This is a genomic window from Altericista sp. CCNU0014, from assembly GCF_044923475.1.
Classification (GTDB): domain Bacteria; phylum Cyanobacteriota; class Cyanobacteriia; order Thermosynechococcales; family Thermosynechococcaceae; genus JAAURS01.
The window spans coordinates 4,086,277-4,102,662 of record NZ_CP137338.1; the positions used below are offsets into that span (position 1 = coordinate 4,086,277).

20 protein-coding genes are annotated in these 16,386 nt (G+C 54.3%); 9 read left to right on the plus strand and 11 right to left on the minus strand.

Translation table 11 applies throughout. From position 1 onward, the window contains the following. The first annotated feature begins 33 nt into the window (after positions 1-33). Both ndhC and R6H26_RS19530 read left to right on the plus strand, forming a co-directional pair. Complete coding sequence (gene ndhC, locus R6H26_RS19525; RefSeq protein WP_404784796.1) at positions 34-396, plus strand: photosynthetic/respiratory NAD(P)H-quinone oxidoreductase subunit C; 363 nt, start codon at positions 34-36, stop codon at positions 394-396. Between the two features lie 67 nt (positions 397-463). Beyond that, on the plus strand, positions 464-1,015 hold the full coding sequence (locus R6H26_RS19530; RefSeq protein ID WP_404784798.1) for an NAD(P)H-quinone oxidoreductase subunit J: 552 nt from the start codon (positions 464-466) through the stop codon (positions 1,013-1,015). Positions 1,016-1,090: 75 nt separating this feature from the next. Here the strand turns inward: R6H26_RS19530 and R6H26_RS19535 are convergent, their stop codons facing one another. The 3 genes from R6H26_RS19535 to gpmI form a co-directional block, all read right to left on the minus strand. Next, positions 1,091-1,408, minus strand: a complete 318-nt coding sequence (locus R6H26_RS19535; protein WP_404784800.1) for a hypothetical protein — start codon at positions 1,406-1,408, stop codon at positions 1,091-1,093. 221 nt (positions 1,409-1,629) lie between these two features. Beyond that, on the minus strand, positions 1,630-1,860 hold the full coding sequence (secG, locus tag R6H26_RS19540; RefSeq protein ID WP_404784802.1) for a preprotein translocase subunit SecG: 231 nt from the start codon (positions 1,858-1,860) through the stop codon (positions 1,630-1,632). 93 nt (positions 1,861-1,953) lie between these two features. Further along, positions 1,954-3,552 carry a 2,3-bisphosphoglycerate-independent phosphoglycerate mutase gene (gene gpmI, locus R6H26_RS19545; protein WP_404784804.1) on the minus strand — a complete coding sequence of 533 codons (1,599 nt, stop codon included), beginning with the start codon at positions 3,550-3,552 and terminating at the stop codon, positions 1,954-1,956. A 219-nt stretch (positions 3,553-3,771) separates the two neighbouring features. On the opposite strand from gpmI, the gene R6H26_RS19550 reads away from it, so the two are divergent. Further along, a complete protein-coding gene (locus R6H26_RS19550; RefSeq protein WP_404784805.1) occupies positions 3,772-4,686 on the plus strand; it encodes a ChaN family lipoprotein in 915 nt (304 codons plus the stop codon). 217 nt (positions 4,687-4,903) lie between these two features. On the opposite strand, the gene murQ is transcribed toward R6H26_RS19550, so the two are convergent. Both murQ and R6H26_RS19560 read right to left on the minus strand, forming a co-directional pair. Beyond that, positions 4,904-5,836: an N-acetylmuramic acid 6-phosphate etherase gene (murQ, locus tag R6H26_RS19555; protein ID WP_404784807.1), complete on the minus strand. Its 933-nt coding sequence runs from the start codon at positions 5,834-5,836 to the stop codon at positions 4,904-4,906. A 131-nt stretch (positions 5,837-5,967) separates the two neighbouring features. Then, the gene (locus R6H26_RS19560) at positions 5,968-6,282 is read right to left on the minus strand and encodes a hypothetical protein (RefSeq protein ID WP_404784809.1); all 315 of its coding nucleotides are present in this window, start codon (positions 6,280-6,282) and stop codon (positions 5,968-5,970) included. 338 nt (positions 6,283-6,620) lie between these two features. Between R6H26_RS19560 and R6H26_RS19565 the strand changes: the two genes are divergently transcribed. From R6H26_RS19565 to R6H26_RS19580, 4 genes are all read left to right on the plus strand, one after another. Beyond that, positions 6,621-7,511 (plus strand): PRC-barrel domain-containing protein, encoded by an 891-nt coding sequence (locus R6H26_RS19565; protein ID WP_404784811.1) that lies wholly within the window; start codon positions 6,621-6,623, stop codon positions 7,509-7,511. A 22-nt stretch (positions 7,512-7,533) separates the two neighbouring features. Next, a complete protein-coding gene (locus R6H26_RS19570) occupies positions 7,534-8,817 on the plus strand; it encodes a glutamate-5-semialdehyde dehydrogenase (RefSeq protein WP_404784812.1) in 1,284 nt (427 codons plus the stop codon). A 152-nt stretch (positions 8,818-8,969) separates the two neighbouring features. Continuing rightward, complete coding sequence (locus R6H26_RS19575; protein ID WP_404784814.1) at positions 8,970-9,206, plus strand: hypothetical protein; 237 nt, start codon at positions 8,970-8,972, stop codon at positions 9,204-9,206. A 112-nt stretch (positions 9,207-9,318) separates the two neighbouring features. Next, entirely contained in the window at positions 9,319-9,624 is a 306-nt protein-coding gene (locus tag R6H26_RS19580) for a hypothetical protein (protein ID WP_404784816.1), read from the plus strand. A gap of 16 nt (positions 9,625-9,640) precedes the next feature. On the opposite strand, the gene R6H26_RS19585 is transcribed toward R6H26_RS19580, so the two are convergent. Together R6H26_RS19585 and rdgB are read right to left on the minus strand one after the other, a co-directional pair. Further along, positions 9,641-10,426, minus strand: a complete 786-nt coding sequence (locus R6H26_RS19585; RefSeq protein WP_404784817.1) for a phosphoadenylyl-sulfate reductase — start codon at positions 10,424-10,426, stop codon at positions 9,641-9,643. Between the two features lie 131 nt (positions 10,427-10,557). Further along, positions 10,558-11,148, minus strand: a complete 591-nt coding sequence (gene rdgB, locus R6H26_RS19590) for an RdgB/HAM1 family non-canonical purine NTP pyrophosphatase (RefSeq protein WP_404784819.1) — start codon at positions 11,146-11,148, stop codon at positions 10,558-10,560. A gap of 211 nt (positions 11,149-11,359) precedes the next feature. Here rdgB and R6H26_RS19595 point away from each other — a divergent pair, with 211 nt between their 5' ends. Beyond that, positions 11,360-11,539, plus strand: coding sequence for a hypothetical protein (locus tag R6H26_RS19595; protein ID WP_404784821.1), 180 nt, complete (start codon positions 11,360-11,362; stop codon positions 11,537-11,539). Between the two features lie 34 nt (positions 11,540-11,573). Here the strand turns inward: R6H26_RS19595 and R6H26_RS19600 are convergent, their stop codons facing one another. The 3 genes from R6H26_RS19600 to R6H26_RS19610 form a co-directional block, all read right to left on the minus strand. Next, the gene (locus tag R6H26_RS19600; RefSeq protein ID WP_404784823.1) at positions 11,574-12,353 is read right to left on the minus strand and encodes an ABC transporter ATP-binding protein; all 780 of its coding nucleotides are present in this window, start codon (positions 12,351-12,353) and stop codon (positions 11,574-11,576) included. A gap of 4 nt (positions 12,354-12,357) precedes the next feature. After that, positions 12,358-13,680 (minus strand): branched-chain amino acid ABC transporter permease, encoded by a 1,323-nt coding sequence (locus R6H26_RS19605; protein ID WP_404784825.1) that lies wholly within the window; start codon positions 13,678-13,680, stop codon positions 12,358-12,360. A gap of 68 nt (positions 13,681-13,748) precedes the next feature. After that, positions 13,749-15,320: a B12-binding domain-containing radical SAM protein gene (locus R6H26_RS19610; protein WP_404784827.1), complete on the minus strand. Its 1,572-nt coding sequence runs from the start codon at positions 15,318-15,320 to the stop codon at positions 13,749-13,751. A 360-nt stretch (positions 15,321-15,680) separates the two neighbouring features. Between R6H26_RS19610 and R6H26_RS19615 the strand changes: the two genes are divergently transcribed. After that, entirely contained in the window at positions 15,681-15,890 is a 210-nt protein-coding gene (locus tag R6H26_RS19615; RefSeq protein WP_404784829.1) for a hypothetical protein, read from the plus strand. Here R6H26_RS19615 and R6H26_RS19620 read toward each other — a convergent pair. Beyond that, positions 15,887-16,207, minus strand: a complete 321-nt coding sequence (locus R6H26_RS19620) for a cupin domain-containing protein (protein WP_404784831.1) — start codon at positions 16,205-16,207, stop codon at positions 15,887-15,889. The genes R6H26_RS19615 and R6H26_RS19620 overlap by 4 nt on opposite strands. Positions 16,208-16,386: the final 179 nt, after the last annotated feature.

The following is a 16,386-nucleotide window of genomic DNA, read 5'->3' on the forward strand; positions in this document are numbered from 1 at the left end:
GAACCTGCGTTCGATCGCCAAGGGAATGACTGCGTGTTTGTTTTAAGCGGCTACGAATATCTTCTCGGATTTTTAATCATTTGCAGCCTGGTTCCAGTGCTTGCTTTGACAGCATCTAAGCTGCTGCGCCCCAGCAATCGCGGTCCCGAGCGCCGCACCACCTACGAGTCTGGGATGGAGCCAGTGGGCGGTGCTTGGATTCAGTTCAACATTCGCTACTATATGTTTGCCCTGGTCTTCGTCATTTTTGACGTAGAGACGGTCTTTTTGTACCCGTGGGCGGTGGCATTCCATACTCTTGGCGTGCTTGCCTTCATTGAAGCGCTTATTTTTATTGCCATTCTGGTCGTGGGTTTGGTTTATGCCTGGCGCAAAGGCGCTCTGGAATGGTCTTAGTAATCCACGATTCTATAGGGGCGAAAGGCCCTGCGCCCCTATCTATCCCTGAAGGAGCTGTGTTGTCATGATATCTGAAACGCCCGAATCCAAGCAGCCTACTAGCCCAGAAACGGCTATTGTTCAAGAAAGCCCGATTCAAGAAACGGGTCCCCTATCGCGGCGGCTGACAGCGGATGGATTTATTCACGAGTCTTTGGGGATCGACCATCTCGGCATCGAAATTCTGAAGGTCGACCGAGAGGTTTTAGTACCCTTCGCCACAGCCCTCTATGCCTACGGATTTAACTACCTTCAGTGTCAGGCCGGATACGATGCAGGCCCAGGCCAAGATTTGGTGAGCATGTACCATCTCATTAAAGTCAAAGACAACGTCACGCAGCCAGAAGAGGTACGCGTCAAGGTCTTTTTGCCCCGCGAGAATCCGACGGTTCCCTCTCTCTATTGGATCTGGAAAACCGCCGACTGGCAAGAGCGCGAAACCTACGACATGTACGGCATCGTCTACGAAGGCCATCCAAACCTGAAGCGTCTTCTAATGCCCGAAGATTGGGTCGGTTGGCCTTTAAGAAAGGACTACATCAGTCCAGATTTTTACGAGCTTCAAGAGGCGTACTAGGGTTAGTCGATTTGTACGACAGAAGGGGAGCGAGATCGATTTCGATCTCGCTCCCCTTTTCTACATTAGAACCCCTCAGAGCCGTTCCTCTTCCAACAACGCAGCGGCAATCGCGCAGCAGCCAAAAGCTGCCAGCAACGGCACGGGTGACAGCGTACGGACGGTCAGAAAAACGGATAGAAGCGACAGGCCAATCGAAGATAGGCTGAGCAGGCACACGTGGGGTGACATTTCCCGCTCGCTGTAAAATCCCTCCAAGGCATGGGTGGGTACGGGCACGGGCAAAACCGAACCCGGCGGGAACGCCCAAAATTGACGCTGTTCCACAAATAAGTCTGTCCAGCCATGCTCCTGGCACCACTGCTGAATGTATTGGTGAAGGACTCTAGGCATTGCTACTACTCGTCAAGATGATAGATGAGGTGCTTCTGCGGGACTGTTGCAACGATCGAATTTCGAACGTGAAAGAACGCAAAGCTACACGCAGTTCCCTTATCCTACGAGCCTAGCAGAGGCGTAAAACCTCGTCCCCGTCCCACAATAAATCTTAATTTCAAGGCGCTTCGGCTCGATTCAAACTGCTGAATCCAAGCCTTTAAAGACCTCAGCCCGCTTTAACGACTCAGCCAGCCTGCGCTCAAAACCACCGTCAAGGCCATAAACAAAACCGTAAGCGTCCAAGTGATGCGGTTTAGGGTTGTTTCAGCACTTTTAGTACTGGTAAAAAGCTGAGCTTGACCGCCAATTGCCCCCAATCCATCTCCCTTGGGGCTGTGGAGCAGCACTAGAACGATTATCCCGAATGCAGAAAAGGCCCAGATACCCTGAAGAACTTGAACGACCATGCTATTGCCTAATTAAACCGTGTCTTTAAAGGTTAACAGATGAAAGATTAACGGGCGTGCCAATCTCAGCCCTAATTCTTGGCGCAGCACGCGCTAAAGTCGAATCCGTACGGGCCCTTTATTGGAACGAATTTCTATTTCAGAAGACTGGAGTAAAGAATGTCCCGTCATTTCGTCCGGCTGGGGAAGGTGCAAAATTTCTAGAATCGTTGGGGCAATGTCGGCAAGGCAGCCGTCGGTACGAAGCAAAACGTCGGTTCCGTAGCCTGGAATCTTCCGCTGTTCGCCTTCCACTAAAATAAACGGCACGGGGAAAGTTGTATGGGCGGTCCAGGGATTGCCGGATTCGTCCCACATGTATTCGGCATTGCCGTGGTCGGCTGTAATGAGCGTGGTGCCGCCCACCTTAATGACCTGCTCTAACAACTGGCCGACGCATCGATCCACCGTTTCAATAGCCTGTACCGTCGCATCCATGTTGCCGGTATGTCCGACCATGTCTGGGTTGGCGTAGTTAATTACGACCAATGCATACTCCTGCTGCTGGATCGCTTCGGCTGCGGCGATCGTCACCTCTTTAGCCGACATCGCTGGGGATTTGTCGTAGGTGGGCACCATGGGACTGGGGACGAGAAATCTGTCTTCCCCCTCCAACGGATCTTCGATACCGCCGTTAAAAAAGTACGTTACGTGGGCGTATTTTTCAGTTTCGGCAACCCGAAACTGTTTTAAGCCGTTGTTTGCAATAATTTCACCCAAGATGTTATCCAAGCTTTGAGGCTCAAACGCCACTCGGATGGGCAGTTGGGGGTCGTACTGCGTAAAGGTGACAAAGGACAAGGGTTCAATTAAAGTTCGCTCAAACCCCTTAAAGTTAGGATCGACAAACGCTTGGGTCAACTGACGAGCGCGATCGGGTCGAAAATTAAAGAAAATGACTCCATCTCCCGACTCAACTGCGCCCGGAGCAATGCGCGTGGGGAGAATAAACTCGTCGGTAACTTTCTGGCTGTAAGCTTCTTCAAGCACGTCTTGGGGAGATGGCCCCAGTACTTCGCTATCTTGAGTCATGACCTCATAGGCCTTTTGAACGCGATCCCAGCGATGATCGCGGTCTAGGGCATAGTAGCGACCGCTCATCGTGACAATGCGACCCACCCCAACGTGGGAGATTTCGGCCTGAAGGCGCTGAATTTCTTCTATGCCGCTGGTCGGCGGGGTATCGCGGCCATCCAAAATGGCGTGAATGCAGACGTCTTGAATGCCATGCTTCTTAGCGAGTTCTAGCAGCGCGAACAGGTGACTGAGATGAGAATGCACGCCACCTTGGGAGCACAGCCCGATCAGATGAAGCTTCCGATGCTTTTGAACGACGGCCTCGCAAAGTTCGACAAGGGCTGGATTTTCGAGCAGGCTGCCGTCTTCGACCGCATCTGAGATCCGTACCAGTTCTTGCGGAACCGTGCGCCCTGCACCGATGTTAAGGTGCCCGACTTCCGAATTGCCCATCTGACCCTTAGGCAGACCGACGGCCTTCCCTGAGGTTTGAATGAGCGTACTGGGATAGGCGTGCCAAAGACTATCCATCACAGGCGTATTGGCCTTGGCGATCGCATTTCCGTCTGTTTCCTCACGGTAGCCCCAGCCATCCAAAATCACGAGGACCACCGGAGACACTGGAGTCGGAGCCATAGAGGTCTTTTTCCGTATAAGTTGTGTGATTTTGTTGCAATAATAACATTCCTCTTCCCCGTTCTCCTAAATAACGCTGAGAGATTTGTTGGGAATTGTAGATGTTTTCCCCTCTCGGGGTGCGTTGAGCGTTATAAGAAGAGAGCAGCAGTCGGCTTTTCGGCTATTTCAGCGCGTCTGTTAAATTCGCTTCTCTCTATTTTTAACGATAGGTTTTTCATGAGCAGCCCTTTTACCTCTTTGGGGAGACGATCGCGAAGTTTATGTCTGTGTCTGTGCCTTGTAGGGATGGGGCTGTGGATCGCCGATTCATCGCTGAGCCAAGCTCGGGCAGAAGCGAAGGAAGCGGCGATCCCGACATTCACTCGCGCTCAACTCGGGCTGCTTCGGAAGCTGCGATCGGCCAATATCATTTACCTCGGCGAGACCCACGACAGCGCGGCAGATCACGAGGCGCAGTTGGGGATCGTTCGGGCGCTCCATAGCGAGCATCCTAAAATGGCGATCGCCATGGAGATGTTCCAGCGGCCCTATCAGGTTTATTTGAGCGGTGCCTCAAGCGAGGAGGATTTGCTCGCCCAGACGGAGTATCGCAAGCGCTGGGGCTTTGACTGGAATTTGTACGCGCCTATCGTGCGGTTTGCCAGGGCCAAGGAAATTCCGCTCTTGGCCATTAGCGCCCCGACGGAGATAAGCCGCAAGGTGGCAAAGTTGGGGTTGGGGTCCCTCGAAGGAGAAGATTTTAAGTGGATCCCGCCTCGCGCGGAGATCGACACGACGAACGCGGCCTACCGCGCCAGAATGCTGAAGGTTTACGAGTCCTTCCATGCAGGCAAGGGCAAGAGCGATGGCTTTGACCGATTTTTCCAGACGCAGGTGCTCTGGGACGAGACAATGGCAGAGGCGATCGCCGAGTATTGGCTGAAACATCCCGACCGTAAGATTGTGGTGCTGGTGGGGCAGGGGCATGTGTTGTTTGGCGATGGGGTCCCGAGCCGAGTGGCCCGTCGTCTCAAGGCAGCATCGCGCCAAGATTGGAAACAGTATTCGGTTTTGATTAACCCACCGGAGGAAGTCAAAAATTTGCCTTCGCGGGCGGCGGATTTTTTCTGGTTTTCGTCAATTCCGAAGTGAAATTTGAAAACGAGTTCGGGTGCGTGACAGTATGCGCAACGATATCCGGCACGATCTGCAACCAACGTGTAAAAACGATTCAGCATCTGCCCTGTCCCCACCGAGGACTTGCGACATAACTCCGGATTCACCAGCAGAGCGATCGAAAAGTTCTAGACAAGAGGGTTAGCGGATCGCCCCTATTTTCTGTCCTGCATCGCTTGTAAGAGGATACCCCCTACAAGCTGGTCTGAATGGCTTGACGTAAATTGCCCTGACAGGTCGCCAACCGTTGCTCGCCCGTCGCTGCATCCAGCCCAGTCCAGTGCATGAGAAGGGCCAGTTTCACGCGGCGATCGCTCCTTTCCAGCAACGCCACAGCCTCCTCTCGATCCAGGTCCGTTAAATCTCGAATCATCCGCACCGCTCGATCGTAAAGCTTTTGATTGGTAACCGACACATCCACCATCCGATTACCGTAAACCTTGCCCAGCAACACCATCGTGCCCGTGGACAGAATATTCAACGCGACCTTCGTGACAGTACCCGCCTTCAAACGCGTCGAGCCTGCCAGCAACTCCGGCCCCACCAAAAGCCGAATATCTACATCTACGTCAATCTCGACCTGCGCTGCAGGCACGCAGGCCATAAAAATGGTGGTGGTTCCCTGGGTCCGGGCTGCCTGCAGCGCGCCTCGAACGTAGGGTGTCGTGCCCCCTGCAGTAATGCCGACGAGTACATCCTTAAACGTGATGCCGTGCTCTGCCACGGCTGCGGCTCCATCCTCCGCCCGATCCTCCAACGCCTCAGAACTGCGCAAGAGCGCAGGCGCGCCCCCGGCCAAAATACCTTGAACGAGTTCCGGCGGGGTACAAAACGTCGGCGGACATTCGGCAGCATCGAGCACCCCGAGGCGACCGCTGGTCCCCGCTCCAATGTAAAACAACCGCCCACCCTGACGCAGTGCCGCTGCCGTCTTTTCTAGAGCTAAGGCCAGCGCTTCCCTGGCTCCGGTAACTGCCGCCAAAACCTTGGCATCCTCTTTGTTAAACAAATCTACAATTTCGATCGGCGAAAGCCGATCGAGATTTTGACTGTCGGGATTGACCTGTTCCGTGAGTAAATGGCCCCTCTCTTGAAGGGGGTCGAATTCCGTCAAAGGTGTGCTCAAGGCTCCGTATCCGCCGCGCGATCGACAACACCCATTACCCTACCATGCAGTATTCCCAAGCCATGCCAATCGCAAAAGCCACACTCTAGAGCGCGACCTCGAACGATCCCCTTCAGTTTTTGGATTGCAGCTTAGAGATAGTACGATGACTCGACGAGATCGAGCTGTTGGCGTAAATTTTTAGGCAACGCAGCGCGCTCCTCTGGCGAGATTTCGTGGTACGCCTGGGCTAGCCGGATCATCTCGAGATTGTGCTGCGCCTGGAGTCGCTCAACCTGACGGTGAACCTGCACGAGCTTCTGAGTTGTTGCGTGAAGCGCCCGCTGAGAGGCATAGGGCGATGCTGTTTTTGAAGGATCGTCCCCCGTCAAAAGCACCCATGCTTTTTGGAGCCAGCTTCTGGCTTTAGGGCCGGACGAATCGATTTGATGATTGTCGCTAAACATGGCTAGGTCTCCCGCATTGGATTGAAGCTACCTTCCGCTTCTCTCAGTATGCCCGAGCTGCCTATCGGAGCGATCGCTTTACCCCCCAGAATCACATTAAGTATGCTTAAGAAGTAAAATAAAGTTTAAGACTCAAAATGAAGAACAGTATTTTAGACCTCTCTAAAATCTCAACCGCATTCGATAGAAGAAAACCGAACTTGCTAAAGTAGTGTGGAACGGGACAGTAAAAAGTATCAATGACAAAAGTCGTTGAAAGTCGTTTGCTCGACCGCAAAGTATCTTCAGCCCGTCTAGACCGCAAACCCTTGCCCCGGAGTTCGACTCAGGATTCAGAAATGGCTATATCTGAACAAGTTCAGCAGCGATCCGATTTAATCGGCACCCAGGTGATTACCCGCAATACCGGTAAAAAGCTAGGCGTGATCAATCAACTATGGGTCGATATCGATCGGCGCGAAGTGGTGGCCCTAGGGTTGCGCAGTACGCTGATCACCGGAGAGCAACGCTACTTATTTCTGGAAAACGTGCGTCAGATCGGGGATGTCGTTCTGGTGGACGACGACGATGCCATTGAAGCGGTAAATCCCCTCAACTACAGCACCCTGATCGGCCATGAAGTCATTACCGAAGCCGGAGAGGTTTTGGGTAAGGTGCGGGGGTTTAAGTTCGATACGGTCAGCGGCGAAATTACCGCCCTTGTCATCGCTTCCCTGGGGCTACCGTTGATCCCATCCCAGCTCATCAGTACCTACGAGCTGCCCGTCGAGCAAATTGTCAGTACGGGACCCGATCGCATTATCGTCTTCGAGGGAACTGAAGACAAAATGCAGCAAATCACCGTAGGCGTCCTGGAGCGCCTCGGGCTGGGCGGCGCCCCGTGGGAAAACGAGGAAGAGGACTACATCCCCACCCGCACCCCCACGAGCAACCAACTGGGGTCCGGGCAGCGCGTCGCGCCTTACGTTCCGCCTGCAACTGCCGCTCCCGCCCGCGATCGCTGGGATGAGGAGGATGAATGGGAGACCGTCCCAGCTGGCGGTCGCAAAACTGAAGAGCCAAAGCGCGCCTATGCCCCGCCCCCTGGAGACCAGAGCGAGGTAAAACGCTGGGAGGACGATTTGGAAAAAGATGCCTGGGACGATCGACCAGAGGAAGAATACAAAGCACCTCCGCTAAAACTGCCAGAACGCCAAAAGATTGCCGAGTACGAACGAGAAGAGTCCTAACGCACGCCGCTTTTGTTTAGCAATGTCTTTAATCGAGCAAGCCCAACGCACTCGCCTTGCCGCTCAAGGCTTAGCCACTCAGACGACCGCAGTCAAAAATCAAGCCCTAGAGGCGATCGCCCAGGCCTTGGAGTCCTCCAGTCCCGAGATCGTGGCCGCCAATGTCCGGGATTGCGAATTAGCCCAGGCGAACGGCCTTGCTAGCGCTCTCTATGCAAGATTGAAGCTGGACGCGGGGAAATTAGCAGCGGCGATCGCCGGAGTCCGCAGCGTGGCTGCCCTCGCCGATCCGGTCGGAGCAGTGCAGATCCATCGAGAACTCGATCGAGGGTTGGTGTTAAAGCGGGTATCCTGCCCCTTGGGCGTGCTCGGCATTATTTTTGAAGCCCGCCCCGATGCCGTGATGCAAATTTCGTCCCTGGCGATCAAGTCCGGCAATGGAGTTTTGCTCAAAGGCGGTCAAGAGGCGCTCCATACCTGTCAGGCGCTGGTAAAAGCAATTCAAGCGGGGTTGGCTCAAACCCCCATCGATCCGGCTGCGGTGGCCTTGCTAACGAGCCGCGAGGAGACGATGGAACTGCTGAAGCTCGATCGCTATGTCGATCTGATCGTTCCCAGAGGTTCCAACAGCTTCGTCCAGTTCGTGCAGGACAATACCCGCATTCCAGTGCTGGGCCACGCCGAAGGGATTTGCCACCTCTACATCGACCGCGCCGCAGATTTAGCCAAAACCATCCCGATTGTGGTGGATTCTAAAACCCAGTATCCTGCGGCCTGCAATGCCATTGAAACGCTGCTGGTACACCGAGATGTGGCCGCTGCAATGCTTCCAGAAGTCGCCCAGGCATTGATTGCTAAGGGCGTCGCGCTGCGGGGCGATGCCGAAACGCAAGCGATTGTGGCGGTAGAGGCCGCCACGGCAGAAGATTGGGCAACGGAGTACGGGGAGCTGATTCTATCGATTCGCGTCGTGGAGTCGTTGGACGCGGCGATCGCCCACATTAACACCTACGGATCCGGGCACACGGAGGCGATCGCAACCGAAGACGATCGAGCCGCCCAAACCTTTGCGGATCTCGTAGACGCTGCGGGCGTTTTCCACAATTGCTCGACTCGCTTTGCCGATGGATTCCGCTACGGATTTGGGGCAGAGGTGGGGATTAGCACCCAGCAGATGCCGCCGCGAGGCCCTGTGGGACTGGAAGGGCTAGTGACCTACAAATATCGACTTCAGGGGCAGGGCCACATCGTCGAGACGTACTCCGGTCAAAACGCTCGCGCCTTTACCCATAAAGCGCTGGATTGACATCGCGCATTACAAAACGTAATAGCCATTCTCAGAAAAGTCAGGCAAGATCTAGATAAGTACCATTAAGGCCAAGCGCTAAATGAGGGGTGAAAGCCATTGGAAGGGCAGTCCTTAATTTGTGGTACCTGCAATTCTAAGGAGGTTGGATCGTGGCTACTCAAGTCAATGCTGCACGGCTTCATAAAGAAATTTATGCCGAACAAGACCGTCAACTCCGGCTACAGGCCATCCAAGACCCTCAACGGTTTGTTCGCCTTGCCGAGCAACAAGGTTATAGAATCAACTCCAACAACTTGGCCAGTGAAGTTGCCAAACTTTCTGACTCGACGATCGCCGCAATCTGGAATCCCGGCATTGGCGATCGCCGTCATTTAGTTCGCAGATAAACGCGAGCCTCAACGTTTGCTGTCTCCAAGCAACCGCGATTCTCTTGAGAACGCGGTTTTATTGTTTTTACGATCGGGGCAAGCTAAGGAGAGAACTTGAGGATACTAGATCGTGGGATGGGTAATGGTATGCGGGGGGATTGTCATTCTTCTTTGTGCATTTCTATGGCAAACAAGCCGTAGGGCGCAGAAAGGGAACCTTGGCAAAGTCATAGACTATAGCGCCCAAAATCGCGGGAGCAGGCGTCAGCAATGGCAAAACGACTCTGCCAGCGAAGTGAAGCTAGAACGGCTCGTCGGGGCTAAAACCGCCGATCGTCTCATCGTCAGCCTACTGCTCGACCATCCACGTCGTTCGCGAGCGTGGTGTGCCGATAAGGCGCTGCAAGATTTAATGCGCGATCGCCAACGAGGTTAGTCTCGCATCCAAACTGTTACAGAGAACTCGAATCCAAGCTTTTCTCCTCGCTGATGGTTGCGGGTAGGTGAAGCCCGCATTCTTGCTTTATCCCCTGGAAACGGGTTTGGCGCTCGTGCTCGTCTTGCTCGGTCATGGGGCGGCTAGAGTGCCAATCCCCAACGGTGGCGTAACCCTTTTCTTTAAGGGGATGGTAAGGAAGGTCGTGTTCCTCAAGGTAACGCTGGACATCTGCCGTCGTCCAATTCAAAATGGGAAGCACTTTATAAAGCTGTTCTTGGCGCTCTAAGACGGCGAGGGTTTTGCGATGATTGGTCTGCTCGGCGCGCAGTCCTGCAAACCAAGCCGTTGCGCCAAGCTCCCGCAAAGCTCGCTGCATTGGCTCTACTTTGCGCATTTGGTCGTAGCGATCGAACGCTTCTACATCGTCCTGCTGCCACAGGCGACCGTGAATGGCCTCCATCCGGGCGGGGCTGATGGCGGACTGGTACACGTGGATATTGAGGTTAAGATCGGCAATCAGTTGTTCGGCAAACCGATAGGTAGCTGGCGGCAAATAGCCCGTATCTACCCAAATAACCGGAATGTTGGGAATCGCGCGGGTTACCAAGTGAAGCATCACCGCCGCTTGAATGCCAAAGCTGGTACTCATCACTACGCCGTCGCCAAAGGTATTGGCAGCCCACTCAATAATCTCAAGCGCGCTGAATGGTTCTAATTTTGCGTTGAGTTTTACGAGATCGAGGGCTTGGGGTTGGGTTAAGGTTTGACTAGTCAAGTGGAGTAACTCCTTTTCTGCCATTGCGTTGAAAGAATGCGGGGCGTGGAAGGTCAAACGAGATGAGGGCGATCGGCAAACAGCGAGATAAAACCCAGCGACGGGCGGTAGCGGGGATTCCCCCTATTTCTGAATAAGCATAGCCAAAATCGACTTTATTCGGCAGTCGCAATAACCGACAGCTTTTGAAGCTGGGGCAGTAAGGCGGCGATCGCCCTGCCTCTGTGGCTGATGTCTCGCTTCTGGTCTTTGGACATTTCAGCATAGGTCAGTCCCATGGAGGGCACGTAAAATACGGGATCGTAGCCGAATCCACCCCGTCCCTGCATTTCGTACAAAATTTCGCCGGGACAAATCCCCTCAACCTGACCGACAATCTCGCCGTCGGGACGGGCGAGAGCGAGGGCGCAGACGAACTGGGCCGAACGTTGGAGGGTATCGCCCAGCTCTCGCAGCAGCCGCGCGATGCGATCTGCATCGTCCCGACCGTACCGCGCGGAATAGACTCCAGGGGCACCGTTGAGGGCAGCCACCTCTAGGCCGGAATCATCGGCGATCGCCCATTGACCCAACTGCTTTGCGACTTGAGACGCCTTGAGGCGAGCATTTTCCATAAACGTTTGTCCCGTCTCCTCAACCTCAAGATCGCTCGGCATCATTTGCAAGCTCCAGGATAGGCCGCTGAGGTGATGCTGAAATTCTTTCAGCTTGCCGGGATTTTGCGTGGCAACTACAAGGGACGTCACGAGGGTTGGATCGATTAACAAATTCAAATAAACCAAACTCTAGTATCTCGCGTTGTAGCCCAACGTAGCGTTGAAAGTTGTAACATTTGCGTCACAATCGTGCTTCAGCGTCGATCGCGTCGAAAAACCATTCGATGTCAAAACCATTCAATGCCAAGGCTGCAAAGGTCTTGATAAAATAAGGCTAACTCATCTGAATCGGAGGACTACTATGAGCGGCTTCATCACCATCCTTCTACTAGCAGTGTATTTAGGGGGTGCCTGGAAATTCTGGACGGGATTTGGGCGAACCCACTACAGCCAATCTCGCCCCGTCTTGACCTTGCTTTGGCCGGTGCTGCTGTTCAGCTCTTCCTATCGGCAAAATTTCAGGCGGGCGCTCAAGGGATAGCTGTGAGTCCGCGAGGGCTGCCTTTCTTTGCTGGCTACTGCCCTAGATAAGCCTCAAGGACCTTGGCATTGCTTTGAACTTCAGCGGGCGTGCCATTCATCAAATTTTGACCTTCCGCCAGCACCCAAACGCGATCGCACAGGGACATAATCACTTCCATGTTGTGCTCGATCACCAAAAATGTAATGCCCTGCTGATTCCAACGTTTGATATGCTCGCAAATTTGTTTGATCAGCGTTGGATTGACGCCAGCGGCAGGTTCGTCGAGCAAAATCAGCTTGGGATCGGTCATTAGCGCGCGTCCCATCTCTAAGAGCTTGCGCTGTCCGCCAGACAAAGATCCAGCGTAGGCGTGAATCATGTGGCTCAGGCCCACGGACTCCAGAATTTCAGCCGCCCGCGTTCTGAGTCGCTTTTCTTCGCTTACAATGCTGGGCCGCTGGGCGAAGATCCAAGTATTACTGAGTTTCTCGCCCGTTTGGTGAGGCGCTGCCAAGAGCAAGTTGTCCAGCACCGAGAGCTTAGACAGGACGCGCGCCACCTGAAAGGTCCGTACCATCCCTTGAAGGCAAATATTGTGGCACGGCAGCGCGTGAATGGGCCGCCCGTCAAAAACGACGGAACCGCGATCGGGAGAGATGAAGTTACACAGCAGATTAAAAAGAGTGGTTTTACCCGCACCATTGGGACCGATCAGTCCCACGATCTTGCCTTGCTCGACCTCGAGATTGACATTCTGGACGGCGTTGATGCCGCCAAAGGATTTACAAAGGCCATTGGCAGACAGCAACGGTGGAAGCGAAGTCGCGGTCATAGGGTTATCGTCCAAGGGATAGCTCGTCTTTCTTGCCTAAAATACCTTGCGGTCGCCACATCATCAACACGATCATCAGCAGCCCGATGACCATGACGCGAAAGGCCCCCAGCCGCGCATCGTCTAGCTGCAATACGGCAGGGAGCAAAAATCGGGTTGCAGCATCGTAGGCCCAGAAAATCAACGCCCCTAGTAGCGTCCCGACGTTGTTGCCAGATCCGCCCAGCACGACAATAATCCAAGCTTGAAACGTCAACAGGGAAATAAATCCGTCTGGATTAATGAAGGTGAGCTGCCATGCATAGAAGGAACCCGCCAATCCCGCGATCGCCCCGCCAATCATCAGCGACTGCAATTTATAGCGAAATACGTTTTTCCCCAGCGCCTTCGCCACGTCTTCGTCTTCTCGGATGGCCTTGAGGACGCGCCCCCAGGGGGAATTCACGAGGGCCTGAAGCCGCCAGAATACAAGCGCCACGCTGACGACCAACAGCCACATCAGTCCGGCTTTATAGGTGTAGTCCCACAGGCCGATGACATTTGCCCAGTAGGCCATCATCGCGACGCCAAAGGTGAAGGTTGCAGCAGCGATCGCCAGAGGGGTGCTCGATGGCTGTTGCCGAAGCTGCACGAGAGGCTGTTTCAACTGAAGATACGGCATGCCTGCGCCCAACGCCAGCGGCACAATGCTGGCGAATAAAAAGCCAAAATCCACGCTAAACCCAAGCCAGAGGGTGACGGCCAGCAGCACCAGACACAGCCCGTAGCCCGAGAATGCCAAGATCGATCGGCTGCGAGACAGAAGGCGGACTGCGGGCGCAGAGCGGACTCCGGGGGAGGGGCGATCGCCCGTCAGCAATTGGCTCACCCAGCGCCAAAGGTGCCACAGCCCGAGGCCAAAAATGCCCGTGAGCACCCCAATCATCCCGACCTTGACGGCGAGATTCGGGTCTAGCTTATCGAGGGGTAGCGGATAGCCGTAAACGCCACGGGTTCCCTTGGTCAGCCATTCCTCGTTGAGCGCGATCAGGCGCACCACCTCCGCCACGCCAATGGTGACGATCGCCAGGTAGTCTTCCCGCAGACGCAAGGTGGAGAGTCCGATCAGCAGCCCTAAAAGCGCCGCGCAGAGTCCCCCAGCAAGGGTCGCTAGAAAGATGGGGACGCCATTGAGGGTCAGCAACACCGTCACGTAAGCTCCCAAGGTCAGAAAGGCGACGTGACCGAAGTTAATCAGTCCGGTGAAGCCCCACTGCAGGTTAAGCCCCAGGCTGAATAGGGCGTAGGTGGCAATAAAGATGGAAAGGGAGGTTAAATAGCCGACCATGTGTTTTTAAAAATTGCCGATCGCAAGCAGGGTTGCTCTAAAAGCATATTCGACATCAGGCCGCACCATCAGGCTACATCCAAAGCTCGGCTGCGCTGCTGAAGCCTTTGTTCTGCGAGGTAAACCTGAAGCTGCGCTTCGATTTGTTCCTTCACGATCTGACGATATTCTAGAAAGTGTTCGCCCAAGGCGCAAATGCCAATGTATGGCTCCCACACCTTTGGGTTGTGACGCAGGATGCCAATCAGATTGGCCCAAAACTGCCATCGCGTTTTACGCACCACGCCTTGGCGCCAACAAATCGTCAGCAGCGCTTTGATATTGACCCAACTCACCTCGCGCACGCGGCTGCGACACTTGGGCGCGCCCAATTTCAAAAAATGGCGATAGGTGCGATCCAGGTAGCTGGCGGGGTCGTATAGGGTCCAGAACGCCTCTACGTACTCCTTGGCAATATCCTCGAGAGGGCGGGTGGGGATAAAGTTCATGAGGGTGGTTTGGTTCATGCCGGAGTCTCGATCGAGCAGGCGACCTTCTTTTCTGAGGCGGTGTTCGAGCGCCGTATCCGGGAGGGCCTGAAGCATGCTGAACATTGCCGTGGGGATGGTGGTTTGCTCCACAAAACGCACGATGCGATCGCCCGCTCCCGCTTTCTCGCCGTCAAATCCAATAATGAAACCCGCCATCACCCGCAGCCCCGACTTAACGATGGCGTCTACGGAATCGGTCATGGAGTCGCGGTTGTTTTGAAACTTTTGCGTGAGGGCCAGGCTGGCTTCGTCGGGGGTTTCGATGCCCAAAAAGACGGCATTAAAATTGCATTCCACCATCAGCTCCATCAGTTCTGGATCGCTGGCAATATCGATGGAGGCTTCGGTGTTGAAACGGAAGGGGTATTGATGCTCTGCCATCCACGGTTTCAAGGCTTTGAGCAGCAATTTGACGTTGCGCTTGTTGCCGATGAAGTTGTCGTCCACCATAAAAATGCTGCGCCGCCAGCCGAGGTCGTAGAGGCGTTGGAGTTCGGCCAAGAGCTGCTCTGGGGTTTTGGTGCGGGGCTTGCGACCGTAGAGCACGATGATGTCGCAGAATTCGCACTGAAACGGACACCCCCGCGAAAACTGCACTGAAAGGCTGTCGTAGGCGTTAAAGTCGAGCAGATCGAAGCGAGGAATGGGCGTCGTCGTAACGTCCGGCTTCTGTCCGTCGGAGCGGAAGGTGCCGGATGCTTCGCCGTTCTGCACGGCCTCAATAAACAGCGGCAGCGTAATTTCGCCTTCATCTAAAATCAGATAATCTGCGCCGGAGGTGGCCGCTTCTTTAGGTAAGGCCGTCGCGTAGGGGCCTCCCACGGCCACCTTTTTGCCGCGCCGCTTTGCTTCTTGAATCTGCGCTAGAAAATCCTGTTTTTGCACGATCATGGCCGAAAGAATGACTAGATCGGCCCAATCCCATTCGGCTTCTGTGATAGAGCGGACGTTGTGGTCTACCAGCTTGAATTCCCAGGTTTGAGGCAGGATGGCAGCGACGGTTGCCAACCCGAGGGGCGGTAGCATGGCCTTACGCCCGACTAGCTCTAACGCTTTCTCGAAGGACCAAAAGCTTTTGGGGAATTTGGGGTATACCAGTAGGACTCGCATGAGCTTTCAATCCTTTCTTAAACGATCTGCAAGGGATGAGGCTGGGCGATCGCCCGCTTATCCACGCGTTTATCTAGCAAACACTAACATTGAGTGTGTTTATTATGGTGGGTGACGGTCATTCTGGCTAGCAACTGCTTGCCTAACGGAACATAATACCCCATCTAAATCAATCGGCGAGCGGTCGCGATTGGCATCGAGATCGGACGCGGCGATCGCCCTCCCTGCCCGTGATGTTGATGCGTTAGCCTAAGCCGCGAGCGCGAGGTTGCAACCCGAGGTGGCCGATCGGTTAAAACAGAAGAGTCAACCTGTGTTAGCCCGATATTTTTGGGAAGCCTCCGCGCGCCTGCACGAGCAATGCTATCGGCAGCTTTTGCAAGGGCGATCGGTTTCGGAAACGAGCGCGAGCTGAATGAAACAGTTTCAACAAATGGGGAGGTTCCGATGCCAGAACTGCGGTTTCAGATCGAGTGGCCCGATGGGACGCAGGCGGTTTGTTATTCGCCTTCCCTGGTCGTCAAACAGTACTTCGCACCGGACCAAAGTTACTCGCAGTACTTGAGTTAAGCGAGCAATTCGTCATCCAGGGAAGTCCGCAGAAACAACAAACAACCCCGATCGGTCTTGGGTTGGTGGACAGTACCAGGAACCGATGTAATGCGATCGCCCGGTTGGTACGAGCGATCGCCGATGTTCAGATCTCCCTCTAGGATGACGATTTCTTCATCTCCAAAATGGCGGTGTTTCGGGAAGGATGCGTTGCTCCAACTTCGAACAAAACACTGGATCTCTCGTTTTTGCAAATCGACCGAGAGGGTGCCCAATAAGGTCCCAGGCACGGATAAATAGAGCGCGGCAAGTTCGGCAAAATCGCGGTCGTTCATACAATTTCCAGGCCTACTTCAATTCTAGCGTTCCTCGTTCTAAATCAGAGATCCGTGCGAGCGATGCATGCGTATATCTGTTTGGAATACATTCGTCGAGCGTTTGGAGGATTGCGATATACCTTGGTTTACCCTATCCTGTCGCAACGGGACATGGCCCTCAAAGAGGCTGTTTGATG